The sequence below is a fragment of the Actinomycetota bacterium genome, assembly GCA_041658565.1.
Classification (GTDB): domain Bacteria; phylum Actinomycetota; class AC-67; order AC-67; family AC-67; genus JBAZZY01.
The window spans coordinates 42,931-69,691 of record JBAZZY010000004.1; the positions used below are offsets into that span (position 1 = coordinate 42,931).

General features: G+C 66.0%; 23 protein-coding genes. 3 read left to right on the forward strand and 20 right to left on the reverse strand.

The features are described from left to right. Nucleotides 1-295: 295 nt before the first annotated feature. The 18 genes from WDA27_04140 to WDA27_04225 form a co-directional block, all read right to left on the reverse strand. Complete coding sequence (locus tag WDA27_04140) at nt 296-484, reverse strand: hypothetical protein (protein ID MFA5890132.1); 189 nt, start codon at nt 482-484, stop codon at nt 296-298. Between the two features lie 1,448 nt (nt 485-1,932). After that, a complete protein-coding gene (gene ilvD, locus WDA27_04145; protein ID MFA5890133.1) occupies nt 1,933-3,615 on the reverse strand; it encodes a dihydroxy-acid dehydratase in 1,683 nt (560 codons plus the stop codon). A gap of 35 nt (nt 3,616-3,650) precedes the next feature. Further along, nucleotides 3,651-5,282 carry a DUF3352 domain-containing protein gene (locus WDA27_04150; protein ID MFA5890134.1) on the reverse strand — a complete coding sequence of 544 codons (1,632 nt, stop codon included), beginning with the start codon at nt 5,280-5,282 and terminating at the stop codon, nt 3,651-3,653. Nucleotides 5,283-5,336: 54 nt separating this feature from the next. Further along, entirely contained in the window at nt 5,337-5,741 is a 405-nt protein-coding gene (locus WDA27_04155) for a DUF4190 domain-containing protein (GenBank protein ID MFA5890135.1), read from the reverse strand. A 9-nt stretch (nt 5,742-5,750) separates the two neighbouring features. Continuing rightward, the gene (locus WDA27_04160) at nt 5,751-6,278 is read right to left on the reverse strand and encodes an RDD family protein (protein MFA5890136.1); all 528 of its coding nucleotides are present in this window, start codon (nt 6,276-6,278) and stop codon (nt 5,751-5,753) included. 25 nt (nt 6,279-6,303) lie between these two features. Continuing rightward, a complete protein-coding gene (gene gatB / locus WDA27_04165; protein ID MFA5890137.1) occupies nt 6,304-7,752 on the reverse strand; it encodes an Asp-tRNA(Asn)/Glu-tRNA(Gln) amidotransferase subunit GatB in 1,449 nt (482 codons plus the stop codon). Next, on the reverse strand, nt 7,749-9,206 hold the full coding sequence (gatA, locus tag WDA27_04170; GenBank protein MFA5890138.1) for an Asp-tRNA(Asn)/Glu-tRNA(Gln) amidotransferase subunit GatA: 1,458 nt from the start codon (nt 9,204-9,206) through the stop codon (nt 7,749-7,751). Before gatA ends, gatB begins: the two co-directional genes overlap by 4 nt. 20 nt (nt 9,207-9,226) lie before the next feature. After that, complete coding sequence (gene gatC, locus WDA27_04175) at nt 9,227-9,523, reverse strand: Asp-tRNA(Asn)/Glu-tRNA(Gln) amidotransferase subunit GatC (GenBank protein MFA5890139.1); 297 nt, start codon at nt 9,521-9,523, stop codon at nt 9,227-9,229. Nucleotides 9,524-9,584: 61 nt separating this feature from the next. Beyond that, nucleotides 9,585-10,304: a hypothetical protein gene (locus WDA27_04180; protein MFA5890140.1), complete on the reverse strand. Its 720-nt coding sequence runs from the start codon at nt 10,302-10,304 to the stop codon at nt 9,585-9,587. Next, nucleotides 10,301-11,683, reverse strand: coding sequence for an O-antigen ligase family protein (locus tag WDA27_04185; GenBank protein MFA5890141.1), 1,383 nt, complete (start codon nt 11,681-11,683; stop codon nt 10,301-10,303). Before WDA27_04185 ends, WDA27_04180 begins: the two co-directional genes overlap by 4 nt. Before the next feature lie 100 nt (nt 11,684-11,783). Continuing rightward, complete coding sequence (locus tag WDA27_04190; GenBank protein MFA5890142.1) at nt 11,784-12,278, reverse strand: GNAT family N-acetyltransferase; 495 nt, start codon at nt 12,276-12,278, stop codon at nt 11,784-11,786. Between the two features lies 1 nt (nt 12,279). After that, nucleotides 12,280-12,567, reverse strand: coding sequence for a DUF1778 domain-containing protein (locus WDA27_04195; protein MFA5890143.1), 288 nt, complete (start codon nt 12,565-12,567; stop codon nt 12,280-12,282). A 143-nt stretch (nt 12,568-12,710) separates the two neighbouring features. After that, nucleotides 12,711-14,756: an NAD-dependent DNA ligase LigA gene (gene ligA / locus WDA27_04200; GenBank protein ID MFA5890144.1), complete on the reverse strand. Its 2,046-nt coding sequence runs from the start codon at nt 14,754-14,756 to the stop codon at nt 12,711-12,713. A 3-nt stretch (nt 14,757-14,759) separates the two neighbouring features. Continuing rightward, nucleotides 14,760-15,260, reverse strand: a complete 501-nt coding sequence (locus tag WDA27_04205) for a hypothetical protein (GenBank protein ID MFA5890145.1) — start codon at nt 15,258-15,260, stop codon at nt 14,760-14,762. A gap of 56 nt (nt 15,261-15,316) precedes the next feature. Further along, a complete protein-coding gene (gene mnmA / locus WDA27_04210) occupies nt 15,317-16,384 on the reverse strand; it encodes a tRNA 2-thiouridine(34) synthase MnmA (protein MFA5890146.1) in 1,068 nt (355 codons plus the stop codon). Then, nucleotides 16,381-17,520: a cysteine desulfurase family protein gene (locus WDA27_04215; GenBank protein MFA5890147.1), complete on the reverse strand. Its 1,140-nt coding sequence runs from the start codon at nt 17,518-17,520 to the stop codon at nt 16,381-16,383. The genes mnmA and WDA27_04215 overlap by 4 nt, the downstream gene beginning before the upstream one ends. Before the next feature lie 45 nt (nt 17,521-17,565). Beyond that, complete coding sequence (locus WDA27_04220) at nt 17,566-19,731, reverse strand: peptidoglycan recognition protein (GenBank protein MFA5890148.1); 2,166 nt, start codon at nt 19,729-19,731, stop codon at nt 17,566-17,568. A 184-nt stretch (nt 19,732-19,915) separates the two neighbouring features. After that, nucleotides 19,916-21,385: a hypothetical protein gene (locus WDA27_04225; GenBank protein MFA5890149.1), complete on the reverse strand. Its 1,470-nt coding sequence runs from the start codon at nt 21,383-21,385 to the stop codon at nt 19,916-19,918. Between the two features lie 80 nt (nt 21,386-21,465). Here WDA27_04225 and WDA27_04230 point away from each other — a divergent pair, with 80 nt between their 5' ends. Together WDA27_04230 and WDA27_04235 are read left to right on the forward strand one after the other, a co-directional pair. Then, entirely contained in the window at nt 21,466-22,221 is a 756-nt protein-coding gene (locus WDA27_04230; GenBank protein ID MFA5890150.1) for a class I SAM-dependent methyltransferase, read from the forward strand. Between the two features lie 9 nt (nt 22,222-22,230). Next, on the forward strand, nt 22,231-23,766 hold the full coding sequence (locus WDA27_04235; protein MFA5890151.1) for a 1,4-alpha-glucan branching protein domain-containing protein: 1,536 nt from the start codon (nt 22,231-22,233) through the stop codon (nt 23,764-23,766). A 1-nt stretch (nt 23,767) separates the two neighbouring features. On the opposite strand, the gene WDA27_04240 is transcribed toward WDA27_04235, so the two are convergent. Then, nucleotides 23,768-24,463 (reverse strand): DUF3152 domain-containing protein, encoded by a 696-nt coding sequence (locus WDA27_04240; protein ID MFA5890152.1) that lies wholly within the window; start codon nt 24,461-24,463, stop codon nt 23,768-23,770. Beyond that, nucleotides 24,460-25,419: an MBL fold metallo-hydrolase gene (locus WDA27_04245; protein MFA5890153.1), complete on the reverse strand. Its 960-nt coding sequence runs from the start codon at nt 25,417-25,419 to the stop codon at nt 24,460-24,462. The genes WDA27_04240 and WDA27_04245 overlap by 4 nt, the downstream gene beginning before the upstream one ends. A 66-nt stretch (nt 25,420-25,485) precedes the next feature. Here WDA27_04245 and WDA27_04250 point away from each other — a divergent pair, with 66 nt between their 5' ends. Next, nucleotides 25,486-26,760 (forward strand): glycosyltransferase family 4 protein, encoded by a 1,275-nt coding sequence (locus WDA27_04250; GenBank protein MFA5890154.1) that lies wholly within the window; start codon nt 25,486-25,488, stop codon nt 26,758-26,760. Nucleotide 26,761 lies beyond the last annotated feature (1 nt).

Below are 26,761 nucleotides of genomic sequence, written 5' to 3' on the forward strand. Positions count from 1 at the left end.
GTCCCTGTCCCCTCCAGGCGTCCGGCTTCAGACGCAGGCTGCGCGGGGCACCTTCTGAAGCGTCTTAGGAACAACGTCGCCCCCAGCGCCATGCCCCACGCCCCTGCAAGGACCTGTCGCACATCCGCGTCGTGAAGCCCCTGCAGCACAAATAGCCCACCGAACACAATGCAGAGGACCTTTGCTACAGAGGAGAGCCGGCACAGAAATTGGCCAAGTCCTTCTACCACTCGCACGGCCCTCCTTGCCCCCTCACCAATGCGTCAATAGTGTAGTAGGGACCTGTCCCGCCAGGTCAAACCGGGCGCAACATTGGAGTAACCGCAACAGAGCCCTGACCGTAGCGAGAGTCGAGCTCGGACTGAAGTCCATCTGGAGCGATCAGCACATCCAGTTCTACCGTGTCCGAAGGCGGATCCACTGCCACCCCAAGGATGCGAATCCCAAGGGTAGATGCGCCGTTCGTCTTGAGATCTTCGGCCACGCGTTCCAACGTTACGCGAGATCTTGGAGCATAGGCTACGCAGAGATTGCCACCCCACACGCGTCGTAGCGCTTGTCTATGTTCATCGACGGATCCTGTGAAAGTAACGTTGAGAACTTGGGTTCTAGGATCGTCAGTGGACTCACCAGCCCTCGCGTCGGAGATCCAAAGCCCCGCGATATCGGAGGAGTCTCCCGCGATAGCCATGGCCGCCTGAAGGTCCGATTCAGTCTCTCGCCCCGCATCAGGAGCCTGCCATCCGCCCGCTGGTGGCTCGCAAGCCGTTTTCGCGAAAGGCGTCTCTGTCGCAGAGGGCCGGGAGACAGATCTTGCACTGCGGATGGTAAACGTACCGTCTTCATAATCGCCGACGAGGTAATACGTGCCCCACCGAGTACCATGAAGCCTCGTGCTGCCGTCGCCGTCCTGCCAGTGCCAATTACGCAGAACAAGTCCGCCACACTGGGGAGGAGCGGACGAAAGGACACCGCCCACGCAGAGAACTGGGTCGTCGTTGGATCGCTGCAGGACGGTTCCTGAGGCGGCGTACAGCGAACGGGAATGCGGGCTCGCACTTGCGAAGAAGGCCGCTGGAGGGTTCCGACGCGGTCCGAGCAGGACACTGATCGCAAACGCAAAGCCTGCGCAGAGCATGCTGGCTGCAATCACTCGCACCGCGCGACGGAGTCTCCTCATTCGTGTACCGCGCTGAATCGTGGAGCGGATCCGCTCGATGCCGGGACTGTCCAGTGGCTGTGTGGCGAGATCGCGGAAGAGAGTCCTGAGATCGCCTCTAGCTGACATCTGAGTCCTCCAGTTCCAGTAAGTGAGAGAGTCGTTGGCGCGCCCTGTGCAAATGAACGCGGACTGTTGCTTCTGCGCAACGCATGATTCTTGCGATGTCCGCGGTTGGAAGCTCGTCCAGGTAGAAGAGGGTGACAACGGTGCGTTGCCGCGGGGAGAGGGACAGCAGAGCGCTTTGAAGGGTGGTAGCCGGAGCTTCTGTGTCCGAGCGCTCGACAGAAGCAACACGAATCGGACGACGGCGTGCCTCACGGATCGCAATTCGGACTGTTACTAGGTGTACCCATGCCGCAGGCGAGTCATAATCTCTGATTCGCTGCCACCGAGAGAATGCGCGGACGAAAGCCTCCTGTGCCGCGTCTTCAGCGCCAACTGTCGATCCGAGTATCGTCCGGGCAGTTCGCACCATACGAGGGAACTCGGCCCTGAAGAAGTCGATGAAATCCTCGCTGGAGTCATTCATAGCTCTGGTATAGACATCCCGGGCGCACGCGTTTGTTTACGCTGGCAGGAACACGCGTCTCGTGAGTCTACCGCGAGGGGTGCATCCCGAAGGCGAGGGCTAGTTCGCCGAAAAGAGAGAGTCAATACCCCTCAAATGGTTCGCACCTCGGACCCTGGGAGTCTTCGGCGCGAGGGTGGAATCAGTCGCAGACCGCGCCCTTGGAGGCGCTGGAGACCAGGCGCGCGTACTTGCCGATGGCGCCGCGCGTGTAGCGAGGTTCCGGAGGCACCCAGCCCTTGCGACGCTCGGCCAACTCCTCCTCCGACACTTCGACGTCGAGGCGCCGGTTGGGAATGTCGAGCACGATGGTGTCGCCTTCGCACACGAAAGCGATGTTCCCGCCGTCCACAGCCTCGGGGGCAACGTGGGCAACCATGAAGCCGTGCGTCGCTCCGGAGAAGCGACCGTCTGTGATTAGACACACGGTCTTGCCGAGCCCGGCGCCGGACACCGCCGCAGTCACGGCAAGCATCTCGCGCATTCCCGGTCCGCCGCGCGGGCCCTCGTAGCGGATGATGATGACGTCGCCGGACTTGATCTCGCCCTTGGTCACCGCGTCGAAGGCGCCTTGCTCGGTGTCGAACACGCGCGCGGGTCCGCGGAACACGGTTCCCTCCATGCCTGCAATCTTGGCGACGGCGCCTTCGGCGGCAAGTGATCCACGAACGATCGCCAAGCCGCCGCTCACATGGATCGGGTCCTCAATCGGACGGACGACGTCGTGGTTGGTGGGGTGCGCAACTCCGACGAGGTTCTGCTCGACGGTTTGCCCGGTCACGGTCATCGCGTTCCCGTGCAAAAGCCCCGCGTCCAGCAGTTCGCGCATGACGCCGGGCACTCCGCCGACCGAGTCCAAGTTCAGCATCACGAACCGGCCCCACGGCTTCATGTCGGCGATGATCGGAGTGCGGCGCGAAACGCGGTCGAAGTCATCGATAGTGAGGTCGCCACCGATCGTGTGTGAGATGGCGAGCAAGTGCAGCACGGCGTTGGTCGACCCGCCGATCGCAACGACCACCGCGATTGCGTTCTCGAACGCCTCGCGCGTAAGGATGTCGCTCGGGCGGATGCCCTTCTGAAGCAAGTTCAGCACAGCGCCGCCGGACTGCACGCCGTACTCGTCGCGGCGTCGATCCACGGCCGAAGGTCCACTGGATCCCGGAAGCGACAACCCAAGCGCTTCGATAGCCGACGCCATCGTGTTTGCGGTGAACATCCCGCCGCAGGCTCCGGCACCGGGACAGGCGTTGCGCTCGAGTTCGAGCAGTTCCGCGTCGGTCATCTTCCCCGCGGCGTGCGCGCCGACCGCCTCGAACACGTCCTGGATGGTGACGTCATGGCCCTGGAACTTGCCCGGCAAGATCGACCCGCCGTAGAGGAACACGCTTGGGATGTCCAGGCGGCACGCGCCCATGACCATGCCCGGAAGCGACTTGTCGCACCCGGCGACGGTAACCAAAGCGTCGAACCGCTCCGCGTGCGCGACCAGCTCGACCGAGTCGGCGATGACTTCGCGCGACACCAGCGAGGCGCGCATGCCCTCGTGGCCCATCGAGATGCCGTCCGAAACGGCGATGGTCGTGTACTCGACGGGAACCCCGCCGGCCTCACGGACGCCTTGCTTGACGGCCTTGGCGACGCGATCGAGGTGAATGTTGCAGGGAGTCACCTCGTTCCACGACGAAGCGACGCCGACCTGCGGCAGCTTTAGGTCGTCTTCGGAGAACCCGGCGGCGCGAAGCATGGCCCGCGCGGGCGCGCGCGCCGGCCCCTCAGTGACGTCGCGGCTGCGATGGCGAGTGTCGAACGGAGTCTCAGGCATGCGGGCAAGGATATCGAGCCTCGCCCGGCGGTGCCTCAGCTACCGGTGACCGACAACAGCGCGCGGAAGTCCACTTCGTCGCCCGTACCACGAACTCGTAGCCCGAACGACTCCATGTGCTCCAGCAGCGGCGCGACATCGGCTTCATAGGCGGGACGCTGCTCGGGCCCGAGGAAGGTTTCCAGCAAGGTCCGCAGCCGGTCGACCCGCACGAACATCTGCATCACGACCCCGTCGTCGGATTCGTCGAACGCTCTCTTATAGACCGCGTCGTCGCGAAGCGACGACGCGGATGCGCCCTGGAGAGTCGTGGCATAAGGCTCGCTCGACGCGATTACGATTCGGTCCTTCCCCCGGCGCAGCACCACGCTGAAGTCACCTGCCTCCACGATGAAGCCGCCGGCGATGTCCCGAACCGACCCGCCGCCTCCGAGACCCTCCATGAATCCCTCAACGCGGGCGCGTAGCGCGGCCAGCACCCGAGTCGCCGCGGCGGTGTCGGTCGGCTCGATCAATACGCCGACGTCGGGCACCCCCGATCCCGACAGGCCCCCGAAGACCACCGAGAACTCCCCTCGCAGCATCGGGGCGAGGTCGCGCTCGAGGTCGATGCCGAGTGATTCCCGTACCGCCTCGACCGCCGACTCCACCGGGGACGCACCTGCGCCGGCCTTACCCGTCGCCTCAAGTCCTACGAGGATCCTGGCGCCGAGGTTGAATGCCGTAAGCGACGCAACCAAGCCGCTCGATGTGGACTCAAGCAGTGCCGGAGTCCCCTTCGTGGGTGCCTCTTCCTGTTCGGTACCCGCAAACGCGTGCCCAACGAGTGCGATTCCCGCCGCTTCCGCACGCACGGCCGCAACCACGATCCCGCTCCGGCCGCTTGCGAACGAGTCGAGCACGCCCGTGGACAGCCCTTCGCCTTTGACGATGTCTTTGAGGCGGGAGTTGTCGGCCCACATCAACACCAGGCCGTCGCCGTCGACGCTCTCACGAGCGCTCCGGTAAGCCTCAGCATCGGCAAGCACCGGGCCCTTCTCGGCCCCCGCGCGCAGTTCCGTAATCGCCTTCGCGCTGTCCGACAGGTAAGCGATTCCCCCCGAAATCTCATAGGAGAACGGCTTCTCGGTGAACTTCGCCAGGGCGGCGCGCGCAGCGCCTTCGTCGTCGACCGCCACTAGAGCAACCACGACGGGATCGCTCCCCGCAGACTCGGGCGCGCGCACCGCAATCCCAATCTGGGAACCTATCCACGGCCGAACGTCCTTGCTGTATCCGACGCCGGTGCCCGACAGTGCGTCGTCGAGCAAAGCGTCAATCCGGGACTGCAACTTCTCACGCCCCGAAGATCCCACCCGCGACAACAGTCGAGCGAGCACCTGTTGCTGTTCGAGCGACGGTCGAATGCTGACCTTCACGAACGCGACGACATCGGCCGGCACTTTGAATTCCACTGCCGCCGCGGATCCGCCGCGCGCCACGATCACCGCGGCACCGCCCGCCAGCAATACGAACACAGCTAATGCGAGGGCTACATACCGCGCGCGCCCCACCCGGGGCGTCGCGGATTCAATGAGGGTTGCCTCAGTCGAGCCTCCCGAATGAGGATCGACGGGGACCGGAGGATTCTCGCCAGTCTGATCGGGTCCTGAACCAGTCTCGTCCATGGGGTGTCAGCGTAATGGCGCTGCGAAGATCCGGCTAGGACCTGCGGCGGTTGCCTACACCCGGAATCCGCCCGGGCGCACCTCGACGCTGGTTCCGGTTCCCCCCGAGACCGCAAGGCCGACGACCAGCAGGATTGCGACCAGCAGAACCAAGCCGATGCCAACCCAGCCGACAATGACGCCGGCGCGCGCCAGGCCCTCTCCCTGCAACTCGGGGTTCTCAGCGATCCGGCGCTTGGCCATCGAGCCGAAGACGATCCCCAAGATCGAGCCAACGACCGGCATCACGACGAACGCGGAAACCGCCGAAGCAAGAGACGCGATCGCGAACCCTTCGACGGGCTTGCCCCCGCCGAACACAGGACCGGATGTGCGCGCGGAGGGTCCGGGATGACCGCACTGCGGACACGCGACGGCGGCCGGCGAGATCTCACGGCCGCAGTTCTGACAAAAGGCCATCTTCTCCCCCTACTTCGGGACGCTGTAGACGCGAGTGTCGGCCACGATGTCGTGCCACGTGCGCTTTTCGGGATCCCACAGGTACCACAAGTAACCGATGTACAGCGCAGAATTCGAAACCCACGACATAGCGACGCGCGCGGCCGCGCGGCCGGGACCGATGAGTTGTCCCTCGGGCGCCGTCACGCGAATTCGCATCGCCATCCGCCCCACAGTTTGCCCGCGGTTGTACGCGATCCCCAGCCACTGGTACGCAAACGGAATCGGAATGAACAGCACACCAGCAAACGGGATAACGCTCGCAGGGATGAGCACTGCCAACAACAGCGCGCCGGTCACAAGCGCGTCGATCAACAGGGCCGCGAAGCGCTCGCCGAACGTCGCGAAGTTGCCGACCTCGACCGGTGCGGTGCCCCCGGCGGATCCCGCCCCCCACGCAACCGGTGACGCGGTGACGGTTCTAACCGGGTGCCCACAGTTCGGACACGAAACCACCAAGTCGGAGTTCTGGTTTCCACAATGCGCGCAATACGCCACTGCCCCTCCCTCGTCCGGTCCTAGGCTAGCGCAGGGCGTCGCGAAGGACGCGCGTGACGACGGGCGGGGCAGCCTGCCCCTTGGTCGCCTTCATAACCTGGCCGACAAGGAACCCAAAGACCTTGTCCTCGCCCGCGCGGTAGCGCGCCACTTCTTCGGCATTCTGCTCGATCACGGCCGCAACCGCGGCGGCAATCGGCCCCTCGTCGGAGACCTGCTCGAGTCCGCGCTCGCGCACTATTTCCAAGGGGTCCAGGCCCGACTCGTACGCCTCCTGGAACACCTTCTTCGCAGTGTTCAAGTTCACCGAGCCGTCCTTGACGGCCGCGATGAGCGCCGAGAGGCGGCCTGAGGAGACCCGCGAGTTCTCCACTTCGTCGCCGGCGGTGTTGAGGGCGCGCGCCAGTTCTCCCGCCATCCACACTGCCGCGTCGCGCGCGTCTGTGCCGGCGGCGAGCAACTCATCGAAGTAACGAACCGACTCGGGTGAAGCCCCGACGAACGCCGCTTGCGCAGGCGTGAGGCCGTGCTCGGAGGCCAAGCGCGCGCGGCGCGCGCGCGGCAGTTCGGGCAGCGACGCGCGGATGCGTTCGATCCAAGCATCGTCCGGCTCGATGGGCACCAGGTCGGGCTCTGGGAAGTAGCGGTAGTCGAAGGCCTCTTCCTTGGAGCGCAGCGTATGCGTCAGGCCTGTGCCTTCTTCGAAGTGTCGCGTCTCTTGCGCGACCCGCTCGCCTGCTTCGAGCAGCTTCGTTTGACGCTCGATCTCGTGGGCGAGCGCGCGCCCCACCGAGCGCACCGAGTTCAAGTTCTTGATCTCAACCTTGGTCCCGAAGGCCTCAGTGCCGGCCGCGCGCATCGAGATGTTCGCGTCGCAACGCATCGAGCCCTCTTCCATGCGCACATCGGACACGCCGAGCGTGAGCAAGATCCCCCGCAGTTCGGTGAGATAAGCCTTGGCTTGCTCGGGCGTGCGGATGTCCGGCTCGCCGACGATCTCAACCAACGGAATCCCGGCGCGGTTGTAATCCAGAAGCGAGTAGTCGGACCCGGCGATGCGTCCGGTCGCCCCGACGTGCAACGACTTACCGGTGTCCTCTTCCATGTGCGCGCGCGTGATCCCGAGGCGATGCGTCTCACCGTCCACTTCAACCTCGAGCGAGCCTCCGACACACAGTGGAAGGTCGTACTGCGAGATCTGATAGTTCTTCGGCATGTCCGGGTAAAAGTAGTTCTTGCGGTGAAACACCGAGTGCGGCGCGACCGAGCATTCGAGGGCAAGGCCGATCATGATCAAGTCGGCGATCGCCCGTTCGTTTGCCACCGGCAGTGTCCCGGGTTGCCCGAGACACACAGGACAGGTCTGGGTGTTCGGCTCGGCCCCGAAGGTCGTCGGGCATCCGCAGAACATCTTTGAGCGCGTCGACAACTCGACGTGAACTTCCAACCCGATGACTGCTTCGTACATGCTCATCGCTTGCTCCAAAGCGGTGGCGGCGCGAGTGGGCCGCGCGCGCGCTCGTACGCGGCCGACACACGGAAGAGCAACTCCTCAGACAGCGGCGGCCCCATGAACTGCAATCCGACCGGCAACCCATCGTCGGCCAATCCGCACGGCACGCTGATACCAGCCGCTCCCGCCAGGTTGGTCGGAATCGTGCAGACGTCGGACATGTACATGGCAAGCGGATCGTTCGCGCGCTCCCCGATGGCAAAGGCCGTTGTGGGGCTCGTCGGCGAGACCAACACATCGAAACGTTCGTAAGCCTTCTCGAAGTCGCGGATGACCAACGTGCGCACCTGCTGAGCCTTGCCGTAATAGGCTTCGTAATAGCCGGCCGACAACGCGTAGGTCCCGAGCATGATCCGGCGCTTCACTTCTTCTCCGAACCCCTCGGTGCGCGAGCGGACGTTCATATCCACGATGTCGCGCGCGCCTTCTGCCCGATGCCCGAAACGCACGCCGTCGTAGCGCGCAAGGTTGGAAGAGCATTCGGCAGGCGCGATCAAGTAGTAGGCCGAGAGCGCGTAGCGGAAGGACGGAAGCGAGATCTCTCCAACCTCGGCGCCGAGGGCTGCGAGTTGATCGACGGCTTCGCGAACACGTGCCGTCACGCCCGGTTGCACTCCCTCGCCGCTCACCCAGTCCGAGACCAGTCCGATGCGCAGGCCCTCGATACCGTCTCGAGTCGCGCGCAAGAAGTCGGGCACCGGCCGGTTGATGCTGGTCGAGTCCATCGGATCGTGTCCGGCGATCGTTTGGAGCAACAAAGCGGCGTCCTCGACTGTGCGCGCGAACGGCCCCACCTGATCAAGGCTGGAGGCGAACGCCAGAACACCGTAACGCGAGACCAACCCGTAGGTCGGCTTCATGCCGATCACGCCGCACAGCGACGCCGGCTGACGGATAGAGCCGCCGGTGTCGGTGCCGATGCCCAGAGGCGCGAACCCGGCCGCGACCGCGGCAGCGCTGCCGCCCGAAGATCCGCCCGGCACGCGCGCGAGATCCCACGGGTTATGCGTCACGCCAAAGGCCGAGTTCTCGGTCGAGGATCCCATCGCGAATTCGTCCATGTTCGCCTTGCCGACGATCGGAATCCCCGCGTTTCGCAAGCTGCCGACGACGGTCGCGTCGTAGGGCGGCCGGTGGTTGGCAAGGATCTTCGACGCGGCCGTCGTGCGCACGCCGTCCACGCACAAGATGTCCTTCAACGCGAGCGGCACGCCTGCGAGCGGGCCGAGTTCCTCCCCAGCCGCGATGCGCGCGTCAACGTCGTCTGCGGTGGCGCGCGCAAGGTCCGGCGTCACCGTAATGAACGCGTTCACGCTCTCGTCCAGCGCCTCGATGCGAGCGAGGTGTGCGTCAACTACGTCGCGCGCGCTCGCCTCCCGGCGCGCGATCGCGCGCCCCAGGTCGGCGGCGCTCATCTCCCAGAACTCGGCCACCGCTACTCCTCTTCCTCAAGGATGCGCGGGACCTTGAAACGGTCTTGCTCAACCTCAGGCGCGGTGGACAGCGCCTTCTCTTGAGACAAGCAGGCGCGCGGCTCGTCGGGCCGGAGCACGTTGGACAGTGGAAGCGGATGCGCGGTCGGCGGCACATCCTCGGTCGTCAGCGCGCTCACTTGGTCCGCGTACGCCAGGATGTCCGAGAGCTGGTGGGCGAACTTGTCCAACTCGTCCTCGGTGAACGACAACCGCGCCAGGCGCGCGACATGCAGAACTTGATCTCGGTTGATGGCCATGGGCGAAAAGGAGTCTACGCGAGCGCGCGCACCGCGCGCGCTCGCGTGCGCCCAGGCTCCCCTACTTGGCCGAGATCCGGATCTGCGAATACGCCGACGTCGCGAGATACCCCCAGGACTCAGAACGCCCGAAGGACACTCCAAAAGCCTTGGCGGTCCCGACCGCCGGTCGCCAAGCATCCACGTAACGCCATGCCTGCGCGCTGAATCTCGATGATCCACCTGCGCTCTGCGAGCCACCGTCCCACGAACCGATGTTCCGTTTACTTCGCCAGGACATGTCAACAACCTCGCCGCCGATGATTCCGTGGAACGAAGCAGTCTCGAGCAAGGGGTCGACCACGAAACGGAACTCCGGGATCGTGGCATCGGTTCCGTGGAACGAATGCCAACTGCAGGCGCGACGATCGCATTCCCCGTACCAGAGCCACACTTCACCCCGCCGCTTCGCTTCACCGCCGACGCGCGAAGAGCGGCCACTCCCCCGCACGTCCTGCCGGCGGAAGACTGCGACGTCTACGTACCAGCGCTTCGTCCCCTCGCGTTTCGTCCAATAACCTGCTGCAATAACTTCCCGCGAGGCATGCGCGCGCGCCTTCGCGTCCACCAACGCCGTGGCATGCGACGTCGTCTGTGCGTGCGACTCCTCGCCGACCGGATGGGAATAGAACCCGACGGCAAGCCCCAGCGGGGCAGCCACCGCGAGCGCAATCCCAACCAGCACGCCGCTCGTCGAACGCAACGGCCGCCCCGATCTCCACGTACGGATGATCCTGATCATGTGCCTCCCCCTCCCCGCGTGCACGCTGCGCGCGGCCGAATAACACCCAACCCCAACAATGCGAACGCCAGTGCCGTCAGCACGGGCACGTGCCAGACGAAATCAAACATCCCATGCACCGCGAATGCGGCGCAGCCCCCGACAGCCGCCGCCCACACCGAACGCTCGGCCCTGTCCTCGGGACGGCGACGCCATGCCCAAATCGCAAGACCCACGACCGAACCCACCAGAACCCCCGCACCCACTGCTCCGGTTTCCACAAAGGCCTGCAGAACCTCGTTGTGAGCGTACTTGCGGAGCATCAAGCGGTCCCCGACGACTTCGACCACCCGGTACGTGCCGGGGCCACTGCCCAGGACCGGACGCTCCATCCCGGCCGCAACCGACACCCCCCAAGCGCCCAGGCGATCCTCGGACCCGGGGCCGACACGTTTCGCCACGAAGAGACCCGCGTGGTCACTCACGGCGATCGCGGCAACGCCGAGGAGCACAAGGGCGAGCGCCCCCAGTACAACCGGTACCCGCCCCACCCCCGGAATGGAGCGCACGCTCGACGCGACCGCAGCGCAGACGAGGACGGCAGTGAGAGCGAGCAACGCATGAGGCTCATCACTCAACATCGATGGAACCAGGAACGCCGTCGCCAGGGCCGCCGACAACACCGGGCGTCGCGACTTGACAAGCACGCCCGGTGTCGCGCGCGCCTGGAGAACCAAGGCCACGAGCGCCCCCAAGACCGCACCCCGCGAGAGCGACGTCAGCAACCCCGTGGTAATCAAGAACACGCAGAGACGACGCGCCCGCGTCGGTCCTTCCGCACAGCGAAGCAGTGCGAAGGGCAGGCTCATCGCAAAGAGCGCACCCGCACTGTTCGCGTAGGTCAATGTCGACGAAGTCCGCCATATGCCTTGCGCGCGCATGGCAAAGGGGAACAGGTGCAAGGCGAGTCCCGCCATCCCGACGGCAGCCGCAGCGGCCGCGAGACCGCAGACAACCAAGACAAGTTGTTCTCGATCTTGTGCAATCACCACGTTGCGCGCAGCCACGCAGGCGGCGATCGCCGCTACGAGAGTAAGCACGGTGAGAAGCGACTCGCCGGGCCAATGGGCCGCTGCGGAGCTGGCAAACAACGCGGCCGCCATCACCGCGGCCGCCACCCAGACTGGAGCGACCTGGCGGATCGCGCCGCGGAAACCCGCAAGCGCCGCCGCACTTGTCAGTCCCGCAAGTACCGCGGCTTGCGCCGGGTAGTACGCCCCCTGAGCAAGGACCCCGAACACGAGCGCGGCGGAGACCAGCGGCAGCGAGAATCGAGCCGCTCCCAGCCTCCATTCGGGCACCCCCCGGCGCTGCATACCCGACACATTCACCACAATCACGAAGACTCCTGCCGGGTTCCCCCGAACGTGCCGCTGGGAGACGAGGCCTCAAATGATTCGACCAGCTCAGATGCCTGATCGCAGGTCTCGGGCGCCGAGTCTACGCGAGCGCGCGCAAGTCTTTCATGAGAACGAACAGGTGCAGGTCGTCTGTCGGCGAGGCGACGAAGCCGAAGTGCTCGTAGAAGGACTTCGCTCGATCGTTCTTCGCGTGGACCAGAACCGCGCGCGCGCCGATTTCTCCCGCGGCAGAAAGCGAACGCCGCAGTGCGTCTCTGAGCATCGCAGCACCGAGGCCGCCGCCCTGTTCCCGCTCGTCCACCGCGAGTCGCGCCAGCAAAATCACGGGAATGGGCCGGCGGGACAGGCCCTTCCGCACGCGCTCCGGGGCGGTCTCCGGTCCCACGCTCGCCGCAGCCAAAGCGTAGAAGGCGATGACCGCGCGGGCACGGTGGGCGACGTATACGCGCGCGCCTCCCGCCTGGTGGTTGGCCAGCGCGTGCCGTCGAAGCCACTCGTCCAGGCCGGCTCTCCCGCACCGGAAACCGGACACGTCGTGGGTCGGAGAAAGGGGCTCGACTCGGGGTCGCACCACGTCAGTCGAGGACGCTCGGTTCAGTCATTAGCCGCCTCAACCGGGGATGAGGCTTCGCCCGGCGATCGAGGGCCTCCACGAATCGCTCCCAGGCCTCGGCATCGAGGCGAAAGACGTTCCGGTCGGCAAGCGCGCGCTCGGCCTCCATCGTCGAGGCGTCGAGCATGAACGCGCTCATCGACTTCCCCGTCGCCTCGGCGGCCCGCCGGATCACCGCGGTCTGCCGCGAGCTCGCGCGCAACTCGACGCGGTCGGCCTTGGCTTCCTTACGCGCCGGCGACCCGGCCATGGCTTCCTCCTTGTACGGATCCGTTCCGTACACCAAGAGTACGGACCTTCCCCGTACAGGTCAATCGAAGGTGCGGTGCCGCATCGCGCCGTGCAGCGCGGCGCGCGCAACCAGCAGCGTGCCAACAAAGGCCATCCCTAACTTCAACTCGCCGCGCCGGTCAGCGCGCGCAGGTCGTCTTCGCCGATGATCGTGACGCCCAGGGCGACGGCCTTGTCGTACTTGCTCCCGGGGCCCTCCCCTGCAAGGACGTAGTCGGTCTTCTTCGAGACGCTTCCGGTGACCTTGCCCCCGGCCGACTCGATCAGTTCGGTCGCCTGCTCACGGGTCAGAGTCGGCAGCGTTCCGGTCAGCACGAAGGTCTTGCCCGTGAGCGGCCCCTTCGCCGGCGGCGGCGACACCTCGTCGGCCGTTCGCACCCCGGCCGCGCGCAACTTGTCGATCACCGCGCGGTTGGTGGGTTGCTGGAAGAACTCGAACACCGACCCGGCGACGATCTCTCCGACCCCCTCGACCTCGGCGATCTCCTCAGGTGGAGCGGATGCCAGCGCGTCCAAAGAGGGGAAACGCTTGGCGAGCGCGCGCGCGGTGGTCACGCCGACGTTGCGGATCCCAAGAGCGGTCACCAAGCGCGCGACCGGACGATCCTTCGACGCCTCGATCGCGGTCAGCAAGTTACGGGTCCGCTTGCCCGGAACTTGCTCGCCGGTCGCACGATCCTTCTCGGTCGCGAAGCCGTCCAGCTCGACCAACCGCTCAGCGCGGAGCGCGTAGAAGTCGCCGGGGTCCAGCACCCAGCCCTTCTCGACGAGCGCGATGATGGTCTCGTAACCGAGGCCTTCGATATCCATGGCACCACGACTCGCGAAGTGAAACAGTCGTTCGACGCGCTGCGACGGACAGTTCATGCCGGTACAGTGCGCGACGGCCTCACCCTCGATTCGCACTATCTCGGCACCGCAATCGGGGCAGTTCCCGGGCATGACCCACGGCACCGCACCTCCGGAACGCTTTGCCAGTACGGGCCCAACGACTTCCGGAATAACGTCGCCGGCGCGGCGCACGATGACGGTGTCACCCGGCCGCACATCCTTGCGCGCGACCTCGTCCTGGTTGTGAAGCGTCGCAGTCGTCACTGTGACGCCTCCGACGTAGACGGGCTCCAAGACCGCGTAGGGGGTGGCGGCGCCGGTGCGTCCGATGGCGACGCGGATTTCGCGCAGCACAGTCTCGCGCTCCTCCGGCGGATACTTGTAGGCGATCGCCCAGCGGGGCGCCTTCGCGGTAAAACCCAACTCGCGCTGCATCGCGAGCGAGTCCACTTTGATCACGACGCCGTCGATCTCGTAGTCCAGATCATGGCGATGCTCCAGCCAGTGCTCGATGAACGACCACACCTCGTCGAGCGTCGCGGCGGTCGCGCTGGTAGGCGCGACACGAAGTCCGGCATTCTTCATCCACTCGAGTGCTTCGGAATGCGACGCCCAGGAAACTCCCTCGCGCGCGCCGGCACCGTGCACGAGGTAAGAAAGCGGCCGATCCGCAGTCACCGCAGCATCTTTCTGGCGCAGCGCGCCGGCCGCGGTGTTCCGAGGGTTTGCGAACGTCGAAAGCCCCTCGGCCGCGCGCCTGGCATTGAAAGCCGTGAAGTCCTGGCGCGGCATGTAGACCTCACCGCGCACCTCGACCAGTCGCGGCGGCGACTCCACGCTCAGGCGTGACGGGATCTCACGGATCGTGCGGATGTTCGCCGTGACATCCTCGCCGGTTTCTCCGTCGCCTCGCGTCGCGCCGCGCGCGTAGCGCCCATCCTCGAACGCCAGCGCAACGGCCACACCGTCGATCTTCAGTTCGCAGAAGAACGTCGCGCCGGTGACGATACGCTCCACGCGCGCCGCCCACTCATCGAGGTCCTCGCGCGAAAACGCGTTGTCGAGCGAGTACATCCGCTCGTGGTGGCGCACCGGCGCGAACGTCGCGCGCCCACCGATCTTCTGCGTCGGCGAGTCCGGCGTAATCAGTTCGGGATGCTGCGCCTCAAGGTCGACGAGTTCGCGGTAGAGCAAGTCATACGCAGCGTCGGTGATCTCGGGCCGGTCAAGGTCGTAGTACAGGTGACTGTAGCGTTGGATCTCCGCGCGAAGGCTACGGATGCGCTCTTCGACGTCCTGCTGGGAGCGCTCGGGCACGGGCTAACGTCTCTTGGTCGCGCGCGCCGCACCCTTCTTCTTCTTGGCGACGAGCTTCGGCGCAGGTTTCCTCGCCATGACCTTCTTGGCCGCAGGCCTTACAGCGGGCTTAGAAACAGCGGGCTTCCTAGCGGCAGGCTTCTTAGCCCCAGGCTTCGGTACCGGTTTGGCGGCCGCGCGCGACGCGGTCGGCCTGGATACGGTGGCCGCGGGCTTTCGCACGGCAGGCTTTCGCACAACAGGCTTCGGGGCCGGTTTGGCGGCCGCGCGCGAGGCAGTCGGCCTGGACGCGCCCGCGACGCGCGGCGAACTCGAACGCACGGACGGGCGCGACTCACGTGGTGCGGACACGTACTCCGTGCGCGCAGCCCGGCGCGCGCCGCCGAGCGTGCGCAAATCCGCCTCCAGTGCAGCCAGCACTTCCTCCACGGGAGCGCGCTCACGGCGGACGGCGATCGAGAACTGCCGGATCACCTGCAAATCGGGAAGGAATACCTCGTCCACAACTACTCCTCTCGGGTCGGACCGATTATAGGCCCGACAACCGCCCGTGGAGCCGGTCAGCGGAATGCGCGCGCGATCGACCCGCCGCCGAGCACCTCATCACCGGCATAGAACGCGACCAACTGGCCGGGTGCGATGCCCCGCTGAGGCTCGGCAAAACGAACCGTCGCCGCGGCGCCTTGCGCCCGCACCAACTCCGCGGGCGCCGCGGCGCCGTGCGCCCTGGTCTGCACGACGTCGATTCGCTCGGGCGGAGCCCCGGAAATCCAGACGACTTCACCGGCCTCCAGTCCCCTACGAAGCAACAACTCGTCCGGTCCGACCACGACGACATCCCGCTCGGGATCGAGCTCCAGAACGTAGTTCTTCTGCGACGATCCCAACCCGAGCCCGCGGCGCTGACCGACGGTGTACGCGTGGATCCCTTCGTGGCGACCGACGACCGCACCTTCGGAGTCGACGATGTCACCCGCGCGCGAGCCACCGAGCGCGCGCCCGACGAATCCCGCCGCGTCGCCGTCGGCGACGAAGCAGATCTCGTAGCTGTCGGGCTTCGCCGCAGTGCGCAAGTCCAGATCCGCGGCCATCTCGCGAACCTGCGGCTTGGTCAGATCTCCAAGCGGGAAACGCGCGCGCGCCAGTTGTTCTTGAGCAAGGCGGGCCAGCACATAAGACTGATCCTTACCCGCGTCGGCTCCCCGGAAAAGGCGCCACCGCTCTCCGTCGGAGACTGCGCGCGCGTAGTGCCCCGTGGCCACGGCGTCGAAGCCGAGCACGACCGCGCGATCAAGGAGGGCACCGAACTTGACCTTCTCGTTGCATCGGATGCACGGGTTCGGCGTACGTCCGCGTGCATACTCGTCGATGAAATCGGCAATGACCGTCGAGGCGAATTCATCCTTGAGGTTCCAGACGTAGAAGGGAATGTCGAGCATCTGGGCTACCCGGCGCGCGTCGTCGGCGTCGGCGACACCGCAGCAGCCGTGCGGGCGCGCGCCCTGCAGTGAATCCGCAAGGTCCGTCAGCCGCAGATGCACGCCGGTGACTTCGTGACCTTCACGAGCGAGCATCGCTGCCGCCACGCTGGAGTCAACGCCGCCGGACATGGCGACGAGGATCTTCATCGCCTCAGCCGCTGCACCGCTGCCGCGACGTGCTCAACGACGCCGTCCACTTCTCCTTCGGTGGTGTCTCGCCCGAGCGTCAGCCTGAGCGCTCCCTTTGCGAGCGTCTGAGTAACGCCCATTGCCGCCAGCACATGGCTCGGCTCGGCCGCACCCGACTGACACGCCGAGCCGCTCGACGCCGCGACGCCCACCGCGTCCAACAGCAACAGCAGCGGCTCCGAATCCACGCCTTCGATGCAGACGTGACAGTTGTTCGGAAGCCGTTCGGCGCCCGCGGCACCGACGTGCAGCCCTTCGATCCGTGCGAGCAGCGCGGCCTGCAATCGGTCTCGCAAGGTGCCCACCCGCGCCGCTAGACCGGGCAAGGCCGCCTGCGTCGCCGCCACAGCCGCTCCGAACCCCACGATCCCGGCGACGTTGTAGGTGCCCGAACGCAGTCCGCGCTCCTGGCCGCCCCCGTGCATGATCGGCTCGAGTCCGACTCCCCTGCGCACCACGAGCGCGCCGACCCCCTTGGGACCGCCGATCTTGTGAGCGGCCAGCGCGACAAGATCGGATTCAGCGGCACGCACGGGAATCCACGGAAAAGCCTGGACGGCATCGGTGTGAAAGCGCGCGCCGGACGCGCGCGCCACCTCGGCAGCGCGCCGGACGGGTTGAATGGCGCCGACTTCGTTGTTGGCCGTCATTACAGACACGATCGCGGTGCGCGCGTCGACCGCCGCCTCCAGCGCGTCGGTGTCGATGACCCCATCGCGTCCAACCCGAACGGTCGCAACTCGAAACCCCCGGCGACCCAGCCACTTAGCGGTGTCGAGAACCGCGTGGTGCTCTACGGTCGATACGACGATGCCGTTGCGCCCCTCATTGCCGGCTCGCCACGCCGTCCCCTGCAGAGCGAGGTTGTCGGCCTCGGTTCCCCCAGAGGTGAACACAACCTCGTCCGGGCGCGCGCCCACAGCCTCGGCGACACGTTCTCGCGCCTCATCGACGGCCTTACGGGCCTCGCGCGCGCCGGCGTATAGAGAAGACGCGTTCGCGAAGCACTCGTACAAAAAGGGCGCCATCGCCTCACGAACCTCAGGCCAAAGCGGGGAGGTCGCTGCGTAGTCGAAGTACAGGGATGAGCGCACGAACGTCAGCCTAGCAGCGCGGTTCGACGGCCGGACGGCCCTGAATCAGCCGAGGATCTCGCCCTCGGGCACAGAGGCGAAGTCCGGCTTGGAAGAGCGCAGCAGCATCGACGACCGGTAGCCCATCGCCGCGAACATCCCGTCGGTTACGAATTGGCGACGCGAACCCTGGTCGATGATCCAGGGCGACCCACCCGCAGGATCGGACAACAGGGTCCCGTCTCGAACGGGGAACGCCGTCCCCGCCACGAGCCCCAGATCCCCCTCGGTCGCGGCGACAACCTCTATTGATCGATACCACGATGCGCGCGCCAGGGCCCCGATCGGCCGAAGCTGTCCGTTGTCCACGACGTAGGTGGCTCCGTTGCCGTCGGCGATAAGGCTGCCGTCGGGATGCGCGACAGCGCTGTCCACCACCAGGCCCGGCGGAAGGGCGTCAACGACCGATTGTTCGGCGGAAATCAGCGCCTCGGCTCGGTATCCGAGCGCCGCGAAGATGTCCTCCGGTTCCACCGCGAACCGACGAAGCGTCACGCCGGTCCAGATGTACCTGTTCCCATCGGGATCCTGCAGCAGCGCTCCGGCTCGAGGCGCGAGCGGCGCGAGCGCCGGTGAATAGCGATCACGTTCAGCCGGACCCGTAGAAACAGCGGCGAGCGTCCCGTACGTCGAGCGATAGGCGATGTCGCCCACTTCGGAATGCTGAAGACCCGAGATCACGTACCGACCCGCATCGTCACGCAGCAGTGTGCCGCTGGGGTGGTCGTTGACGACGTAGAACGCTCCCGCCGCCGCGCGCGCGCTGTGCTCGTTGTCGTCCTGCGCCCCCAGCCTCCAGCGGTAAAGTCCGGTCGCGACCGGGACGCCCGTCGGGCCCGTCCCGTCCCAGCGTTGGTCAAACGACGACCCGCTGCCGGTAAACGTCTGCGCCGCCGCCGAACTCCCGTGCGTAATAGTCAGCGTCCAGTCCACGACTTGACTGAACTTCGCCGTGAAACGGATGGACTCGGCGACGCCGTCGCCGTCGGGTCGAAGAACCGACGTGCTCACGCTCGGGAAGTAGATCTTCGGACTCCCGATCGCAGTGGCGGACCTGCGGACGGAGGGAAGCAAACGATAAGCCGCAGTGCCGGGGCATGCCGTCGGCTTCGCGTTCCGGTGACCCGAGACCCGGTTGAAGGACACGGCACGACCCCGCGGGTACCGCTCGTTCCCAGCCGACACGAGTCGCACGCTGCCGGTGACCGGCAGATGGACGATGTCCAGCCGCCACGCCACGAGGCGGTTCAGCGCAGCAACCATCTGTTTCGAGGGCCGCGTACGGGTGAAGTTGCCTATGAGCGCGATCCCCACGGTGCTGGTGTTGAAGCCCTTCGTGTGCGCGCCGATAACGGGCTTGGTGATGCCCCCGGCACGACCTTCGAAGATCTGCCCGTACTTGTCGATCAAGAAGTTGTACGCGATGTCGCTGTAGCCGCGATTGCTCGTGTGGAAACGGTAAATGCCGCGCACGAGCGCCCGGCTCTTGCTCTTGGTGTACGAATTGCCGTTGTCGGTGTGATGGACGAACACGGCCTTGATCGATCGCGCGAGACCGGGCGAGCTGCCGCGCCTGCTCTCGTCGGCGCCCCACTGCGACCGCCGGATGATTGTCGGTTGTCCGGGCTCGGCGTCGGCCTCAACCGGCGTCGCGTTTAGGTAACTCCACGCGATCCGGTAAGCGCGAACCAAGGGATTGACCGGCCGGGCGTCACCCGCCGTATTGGAGATCTCGAGACGAAGATTCCGAATCGGAGCCGCCGTCGCAGCCACCTCGACCGACACGGCGACTCGGTTGACTGCTCCAATCCACATCGGATCTGTCGCGATCCGTTCGCTCGATGCCGAGCCCTCGGCGCCGTCCGGCGCGTCCTCAGATTCCCTCGACAGCGCGCGCCAAGCAGTCCAGCGCCCGTCGGACAGTGTCCGGACACGCATCGTGAGGCCCTCACCCGACGGGTCGTACGCCTCATACGACACAGCAGCCATGTTGGCGCGCCACGGCAAAGAGACTTCTCGCACGATCGGCTGCCCGGGAACAACGAACGCTTCGATCGGGATCCCGGCCGACTCCGCCCGGGGAACGTACTCAGCCGCCCTTACCGGCCCCGGCACGCCCAGCGTGACGCAAGCAGCGACAAGAGCGACAAAGATGATTCTCGCGCGGCGCACCATTACTCCCCCAGCAGAATCGGACCGACCCCGACTCGTGTTTAGCAGGCCGGGCGGATCTTTTGAAAGGAGGAACCGCCCAGATAACCGTTTATCTGAAAGATACTACGAAACCGATCGGGCATTTCGCCCAGAACGACACCCGTGCGCGAAGAATACTTTTGGGAGCCCGGACGCGGTCTCGCTAATCCGCAGGGAGTTGCGGGGCAAATGCGTATTCCGCGGTTTCCCAGTACCGCGGCCACGGGCCGGGCGCGCGCGCACACCGCTCCGCGATCTCGGCCTCGGACCCCAGCACGATCTGCGTGGGTGCGGACCCGAGTCGCGCGAGATCCTCGTACAAATCGATCACAGATCCGGGCCGGTCGTCGGGCGCGGCAACGTGGACGAACAGCGCGTGTCCGCCGTCTTCCCGACGAAGCTCGACCTGCCACTCGCGCGCGCGCTCGGAAGCGGCAGCCCCCGCGTCTCGAAGGTCAATCCACGAGCGACGTCCCTCCAGCGTAGCCAGATGCTGCCAGGCGCCGCGTACGACCGTCGGACCAATGCGCGGAACGTTTCGCCCGCAGTTCGGACACGGCTTGACCGTCATGCCGCCCAGCGCAAGGTCTCCGGAACGCCAGCGCGGTACCCCCCCGCCGCGGAACCCCAGCGGCGTCAGGGTGATCTCGCCGGGCGTCTCTTCGGCAAGCGCCTCGCCGGTCTCCGGCGAAACGACCTCGAGCACTTCCAGGTCGGGGAACGTGTGAAACCCGAACGTCTCGGTGCGACCCGCGGGAACGGCACACTCACCCCAGAGCACGCGCCCCTCTGCCACGCCGTAGGCGGCCGCGATCGCGGCGTCGCGCGCACCTGCGGCCAGCAGATCTTCGCCGACGGACGCCCGCTCCTCGATCGACAGCGAGCGGCCCACCGGAATCAGCACGCGTAGCCGCGCGAGGTCGGCGCCCGCATCACGCGCAGCGGCCACAAAGACCGCCGCCTCGTCGGCAGGAATCGCCACGGCCGTCGGCTGAACGTCGGCGAACCCTGCGACCGCGCGCGCCAGGTCCTGCCCGTCCCGACGATTGTGCACCGCGCTCATCCCAAGCCCGTGCGACATGTAGTAGATGCCCCAGAAGTCCAGCGACGCCGCGAAAGGAACAAGGTTCAACAAGGTGTCCTCGCGGGCGAGACCAACCAAATGAGCCAGGCGCGCGCCGGCGCGCGCCGACAGATCCAAGTCGTCGCGCGTATAAGCGACCGGAATTCTCCCGCCGGGCCCCGGCACCATGTGCACATGGATGGCCCGCGTCGCCGACTCGATGGCAAGTTGCTGCTCTTCCTCGCCGCCCAGGAGCCGGGCCATTGCGATGCGGCGCAACACGCTGCGGTCGCTGAAACGCTTTACTCCCTCAGCGGTCCCCTGCAAGACAACCGCCGATGGACCCTCGGGGTTGCGCTGGGGATCCACGATGTCGCGGCGCATCGTCGTAGGAAGGCGTCGCAATTCGTCAAGGCCGCCGAACAGCCGAGCATCGATGCCGGATGCGGCAAGCTTGGCGCGCACATACGGCACGTGGGCAAGCGCCATCTGCAGAACGGTCTGCTTCAGCAGAACGTTCTGCAGATGGCGCTGTTCGGTCGCCGAGCGTTGGTCCCAGGCCGTTGCCACGGCGCACATCCTACGTGGAGAACCCGGTCGGACGGCGCGCGACGGAATGCCGGCCCCCGACCCGATAGGATGCGCGAGCCATGGGCGCCCCCACAGAACTCACCTTCAACGCCGACGAACCGATCCCGCTGACGGGCGAGCGGACGGCTCCGGGTGTTGCCGAAGAAAACTACTGGTTCCAGCGTCACGTCGTGGCCTATCGATGGGCCGCCGCGCGCATCGGCGGCATGCGAGTGCTCGACGCCGGCAGCGGCGAAGGCTACGGCACCGACATCCTCGCGGACACCGCGCGCCGGGTGGTCGGGGTCGACCTCGACGCCGAGATCGTGCGTCGCGCCGCAGCCGTTTACTCACGCCCCGGCTTCCAACCGGCAAACCTCGTCTCCCTCCCATTCCGCAACGCCTCGTTCGACGCCGTCGTGTCGCTACAAGTGATCGAGCATCTACACACGCCCCACGAGTTCATCGCGGAATGCGCACGAGTTATGACGCCCGGGGGCCTGCTGATTCTCTCCACGCCGAATCGCCTGACCTTCTCTCCCGAGGGCACCCGCAATCCGTTCCATTCCTTCGAGTTCGCCCCGGATGAGTTGCGCGCAACAGTGGCCCGGCACTTCAGCGCGGTTGAGATCTTAGGAACCTCCCACGGCCCGCGCGTGCGCACCATTGAGCGCCTGCTGCGCGGAGGGCTTCCCGAACGACTGATTGCGCAACCGGCACCGGAATGGCCGGCCTGGCTGCGCCGATGCGTCGCGCGCGTTCGGCCCGGGGACTTTCGAGTTCGCAGCACGCACCTCGAGCGATCGCTCGATCTGATCGCGACGGCGCGCGCGTAGGGACTGTCTGTGGGAATCTTCGCCCTCGTTCTGCACACGCACCTGCCCTACGTCCGGCATAACGGCGTCTGGCCGTGCGGTGAGGACTTCTTCCACCAGGCCGCGGTAGAAAGCTACTTGCCGCTGCTGGGCGTCCTTGAAGATCTCGGCGCCCATGGGATGACCGGCCTGATGTCGCTCGGGCTGTCTCCGATGGTCGCCCACCAAATGGAAGACCCGCACATGCTTCGCGAGCTGGGGCTGTACCTCGGGCGATTCGAGGCGCGCGCGTGGCAGCAGGTCGCCAACTACGAAGGCGTCTTCACGCCGGAGTTCAAGGACCTCGCCGCGCACTTCGCAATTCACGCGCGCGCGCAGAGCGACCGCCTGGACGCCTGCGGCGGGATCGCACGCAGCTTCGGCGCGATCGCCGACGCCGGCGTCGTCGAATTGCTCGGAGGCCCGGTCACGCACCCGTTCCTTCCCCGAGTCCGCGCGCCCGAACTAATCGATGCCCAAGTCCGCCTGGGCGCGGAGGAACACAAGCGAATTCTGGGGCGACGACCGCGCGGAATGTGGCTACCCGAGTGCGCGTACCAGCCCGGCGCCGGAATCGAAGAGACGTTTGCGCGCGCCGGCGTCGGTCACGTGGTGGTCGACGGCCCGACGATGCTCAAGAGCGCCGGGCCGGGATCGACGTTCGCGCCGCGCCGGATCGGCACGTCCGACGTCGTTGCTTTCGCCCGCGATCTCGACGTGTCCTACCGCGTTTGGTCGCCCACCGGCGGCTACCCGAGCGGCAAGTGGTACCGAGACTTCTACCACTACGACCTCGAGGCGGGATTCAAGAACTGGCGAGTCACCTCGATTCACAAGTCCATCGGAGAAAAGCGTCCGTACGAACCAAAGCGCGCGGCTGCTGCGGCGCGCCAAGACGCCGAGAATTTCGCGGCGCTAATCGCCGAAACGCTTTCGGCGGCGGAGCGCCGGACCGGACGAGAGGGCGTCGTTGTCGCCGCCTACGACACGGAGTTGTTCGGGCACTGGTGGTTCGAGGGGCCGGAATTCTTGCGCCACCTGTTCACCGTGCTCGATTCAATTCCGGGCGTGCGAGCGTGCTCGCTTGAGCGCGCGCGCGAGCTGCTCGACGAACCCGAACCGGTGGACCTGATCGAGGGATCGTGGGGATTCCGCAAGGACGACCGTTCCTGGGTCTCCGATGGGACCCAGGACATGTGGTGGTTCCTCGGAGAGATCGAAAGGGAAACTCCGCGACTACTGCAGGAGTTCGCGGGGGCGACCGGCGCGCGCCGCGAAGCGCTGTCCCAACTTGTTCGCGAAACGATGCTGCTGGAGTCCAGCGACTGGCCGTTCATGGTAATTCGCGGGCGCGCGCCGGAGTACGCCTACGAGCGTTTCGCAACACACCAATCCCGCTGGCACCGCTTGGCCGACCTGATTCGCTCGGACGCATCTGAGGATGTGATCGCCGCGGCCACAGCAGAGATCGGCGAGATCGACAACATCCTGCCCGGACTTCGCTGCGAGGACGTGCTCCCGGCGTAGGTCAGCGAAGGCTGCGCAACTCGTACGCAAGCGGCCAAGGATTCGGCAAACACCCACCGAGGCCCTTGGACTGCTGCATCATCACCGGCGCCGGCTTTCCCGAAGTCCTGCAGGACCGGTGACGCTGGCCGAGCACGTGTCCGAACTCGTGGTTGACCAGAAGATGGCGGTACTGCGCAACGGTTCCGTCCCACCACGGGGATCCCTCAAACCAGCGGTCCGAGTTCAGCACCGTCTCTCGCGAACCGGCGCACGAGAATCGCTTGAGCACGCTTTGACCCGTCAGTCTTCGGCAGCGCTCCTCGGTTTGCTCCGGGTCGCGCAGCTTCACCACAATGCGAGCCTCGGGGTCATAGCGATACCGAACCTTGCCGGAAGCAACCCATGAGCGACGGTCGCACAAGATCGACATCACGGCTCGACGAAACCCCGCCTCGCTTACCGGCAATCCTTCCTGAACGTCCACACGAATCCGCACCAGACGCGCGCGCGCCTCGCCGCACTCGGTGATCTCGGTGCGCGCGCGCGCCGCGCGCGGTGTCGTGCTTACGCGCGGACGCTCGGGCCGCACAGTGGCGGCCACGCCCGGCGCCGTCGGGGGAACGTCGGGCGACACCGCCCCCGAGCGCAACGCCGGTCCTGCCGCAACCGCGGCGAGCGCGGCAAGCGACGCCGCTACCGCGACAAGACGTCTCACCCGCGGGCCGTCCGGAACAACATAACGCCCTCAGCAGACTCGGCCTCCGCGCGCCCTTGCGCGATCAAGACATCGAGGTGCGCGATGATCTCGCTGGTTGCCAAGAACTGATCCTCAGGGGGGCGTCCCGCGTACATCTTGCGTGCGAGTTGGAACGCAGTGGCTCCCTCGGGACCGAGCATCGAGGCAATGCGGTCGGCGCGGCGCGCGTGGTGCACGCGGTAACTCGCCAGCAACGCCGGGGCGTCGGTGATGGGCGCACCGTGACCCGGGTAGACGAGCCGTAAATCCATCGATTCAAGACGCGTCAGCGACTCCATGTACTGCACTAGTGACTTGCGGCGGCCATCCGGCTCGTTCGGGTCCGGCTCCCACAACGGATTCGGAGTGATCGACGGCAACAGCGTGTCGCCGGAGAACATGGTTCCGGTGTTGGGTTCGTACAGACAGATGTGTCCTCCGGTGTGGCCGGGGAACTTGCCGACCTGCAACGTCAGGTCTTCGAACTCCAGCACATCGCCCTCGGCCAGAGGCTTGACCTCCTGCAGCCGGGGGTGAATCTTGCGCACCTCCGACTCGTGCTTGCGCATCTCCAAAATGAACTCGTACGGAATCCCGGCGTCGAGCAGGATGTGGTCCATGTCAAGCCAGATCGTGCCTTCCTGGACTTTGACAACATCATCGGCGCCGATGAACAGCTCCGCACCCGACAACTCCGCGATACGCGCTGCCAAGCCGTAGTGATCGGCGTGAGCATGGGTGATCACCACGCGTCGCAGGGCCTCCAAGAAGAGCCCCTCGCGCGCAAACGCCAGCTTGAGGGCGTTCTCGGCCGGCAAAGTGGCCGTCCCCGTGTCGATCAGTGTCAAAGGCTCCGACCGGATGAGGTAGACGTTGACGTCCCCCACCGCGAACGGCGTCGGCAGCGCGATCGGAACGACAGGAAGAGTGCTCACATGGGTCCCTTTTGCTCCAGAGGAAGTCGCGTGTCAGGATATCCGGACTCGCGAGGACGTGTCGTAATGCGAATTCTTATTCTTTCCTGGGAGTACCCGCCCCGAATCGTCGGTGGGCTCGGCAAGCATGTCCACCGGCTGACGGTGTCACTTGCCGAGCAGGGACATGACGTGCATGTCGTTACTCGCGGCCACCCCGAAGCCCCTGCCGAGGAGATCCTGGACGACGTCCACGTCGTACGGGTACCCGAGTATCCGCCGATGGTCGACTTCGGCGACCTGATCCCATGGGTGCTGCAGTTCAACATCGCGGTGCAAGAACGTGCCGCGCGCCTGTTGCTGGAGTCCGAGGTCGACGTGGTGCACGCGCACGACTGGCTGGTTGCGTACGCCGCAGCGGGAATCAAGAACACGTTCGACCTTCCGCTCGTGTCGACGATCCACGCCACCGAGTACGGCCGCCATCAGGGCAACCTCCCCGGCCCCATGAACAAGCTCATCCACCAAGTTGAGTGGTGGTTGACCTACGAAGCCCGCCGCGTCATCACGTGCTCGGAGTACATGCGCGACCAGGTTCACGAGATCTTCGAGTTGCCGGCCGGAAAGCAAGACGTGATCCCCAACGGCGTCGACCTCGAGGACTTCGAACGTCCGGACGGCGTTGATGAGTTCCGCGCCGCACGGATCGCCCCCGGAGAGAAGATGCTGTTCTTCGCAGGACGCCTGGAGTACGAAAAGGGCGTGCAGACGGTGCTGGAGGCCCTCCCCCTGGTGCTCAAAGAAGAGGCACTGCGCTTCTACATCGCAGGGGTCGGCACTCACTACGACGAGTTGAAAGCTCAAGCCAGTCGTTTGGGCGTCTCCGACCGGGTTCATTTCCTTGGGTTCCTCGGCGACGAGGAACTGCGCATGTACTACGCGGCCGCGGACCTCGCGGTGGTGCCCTCGCTGTACGAGCCCTTCGGCATGGTGGCGCTGGAGACCATGGCGTCGGGAACTCCCTGTATCGCCGGCGACACGGGCGGCCTTCGGGAACTCGTCGTGCACGAAGCCACAGGGCTGCACTTCACCCCGGGCGATCCGGCATCACTGGCCGATACGATCTTGAAGCTGACCATGGACCGCCGCTTGGCCCAACGGCTCATCGTGGACGCGCGCCGCATGCTCGACGAGCAGTTCTCGTGGCGTTCGATCGCGTTCGCAACCGGCGGCGTCTACGAGCGCGCGATTGCCGAAGAAGAAGCCTTGCGACGCGGGATTCTGCGCGAGGAACGCACTCCGCTGCGCGTCATTCTGGGTCGCTCACCAATTCTGCGCGCCGTCGAAGGCGACAGCGCCTAAC

What these genes read in the sequence shown, in the direction of transcription:
- WDA27_04195 (MFA5890143.1), bottom strand. Translation starts at nt 12,567, where the DNA reads ATGGCCGGGTCGCCGGCGCGTAAGGAAGCCAAGGCCGACCGCGTCGAG.
- ilvD (MFA5890133.1), bottom strand. Translation starts at nt 3,615, where the DNA reads ATGCCTGAGACTCCGTTCGACACTCGCCATCGCAGCCGCGACGTCACT.
- gatB (MFA5890137.1), bottom strand. Translation starts at nt 7,752, where the DNA reads ATGAGCATGTACGAAGCAGTCATCGGGTTGGAAGTTCACGTCGAGTTG.
- WDA27_04150 (MFA5890134.1), bottom strand. Translation starts at nt 5,282, where the DNA reads ATGGACGAGACTGGTTCAGGACCCGATCAGACTGGCGAGAATCCTCCG.
- WDA27_04250 (MFA5890154.1), top strand. Translation starts at nt 25,486, where the DNA reads ATGCGAATTCTTATTCTTTCCTGGGAGTACCCGCCCCGAATCGTCGGT.
- gatA (MFA5890138.1), bottom strand. Translation starts at nt 9,206, where the DNA reads ATGAGCGCCGCCGACCTGGGGCGCGCGATCGCGCGCCGGGAGGCGAGC.
- gatC (MFA5890139.1), bottom strand. Translation starts at nt 9,523, where the DNA reads ATGGCCATCAACCGAGATCAAGTTCTGCATGTCGCGCGCCTGGCGCGG.
- WDA27_04155 (MFA5890135.1), bottom strand. Translation starts at nt 5,741, where the DNA reads ATGGCCTTTTGTCAGAACTGCGGCCGTGAGATCTCGCCGGCCGCCGTC.
- WDA27_04180 (MFA5890140.1), bottom strand. Translation starts at nt 10,304, where the DNA reads ATGATCAGGATCATCCGTACGTGGAGATCGGGGCGGCCGTTGCGTTCG.
- WDA27_04230 (MFA5890150.1), top strand. Translation starts at nt 21,466, where the DNA reads ATGGGCGCCCCCACAGAACTCACCTTCAACGCCGACGAACCGATCCCG.
- mnmA (MFA5890146.1), bottom strand. Translation starts at nt 16,384, where the DNA reads ATGAAGATCCTCGTCGCCATGTCCGGCGGCGTTGACTCCAGCGTGGCG.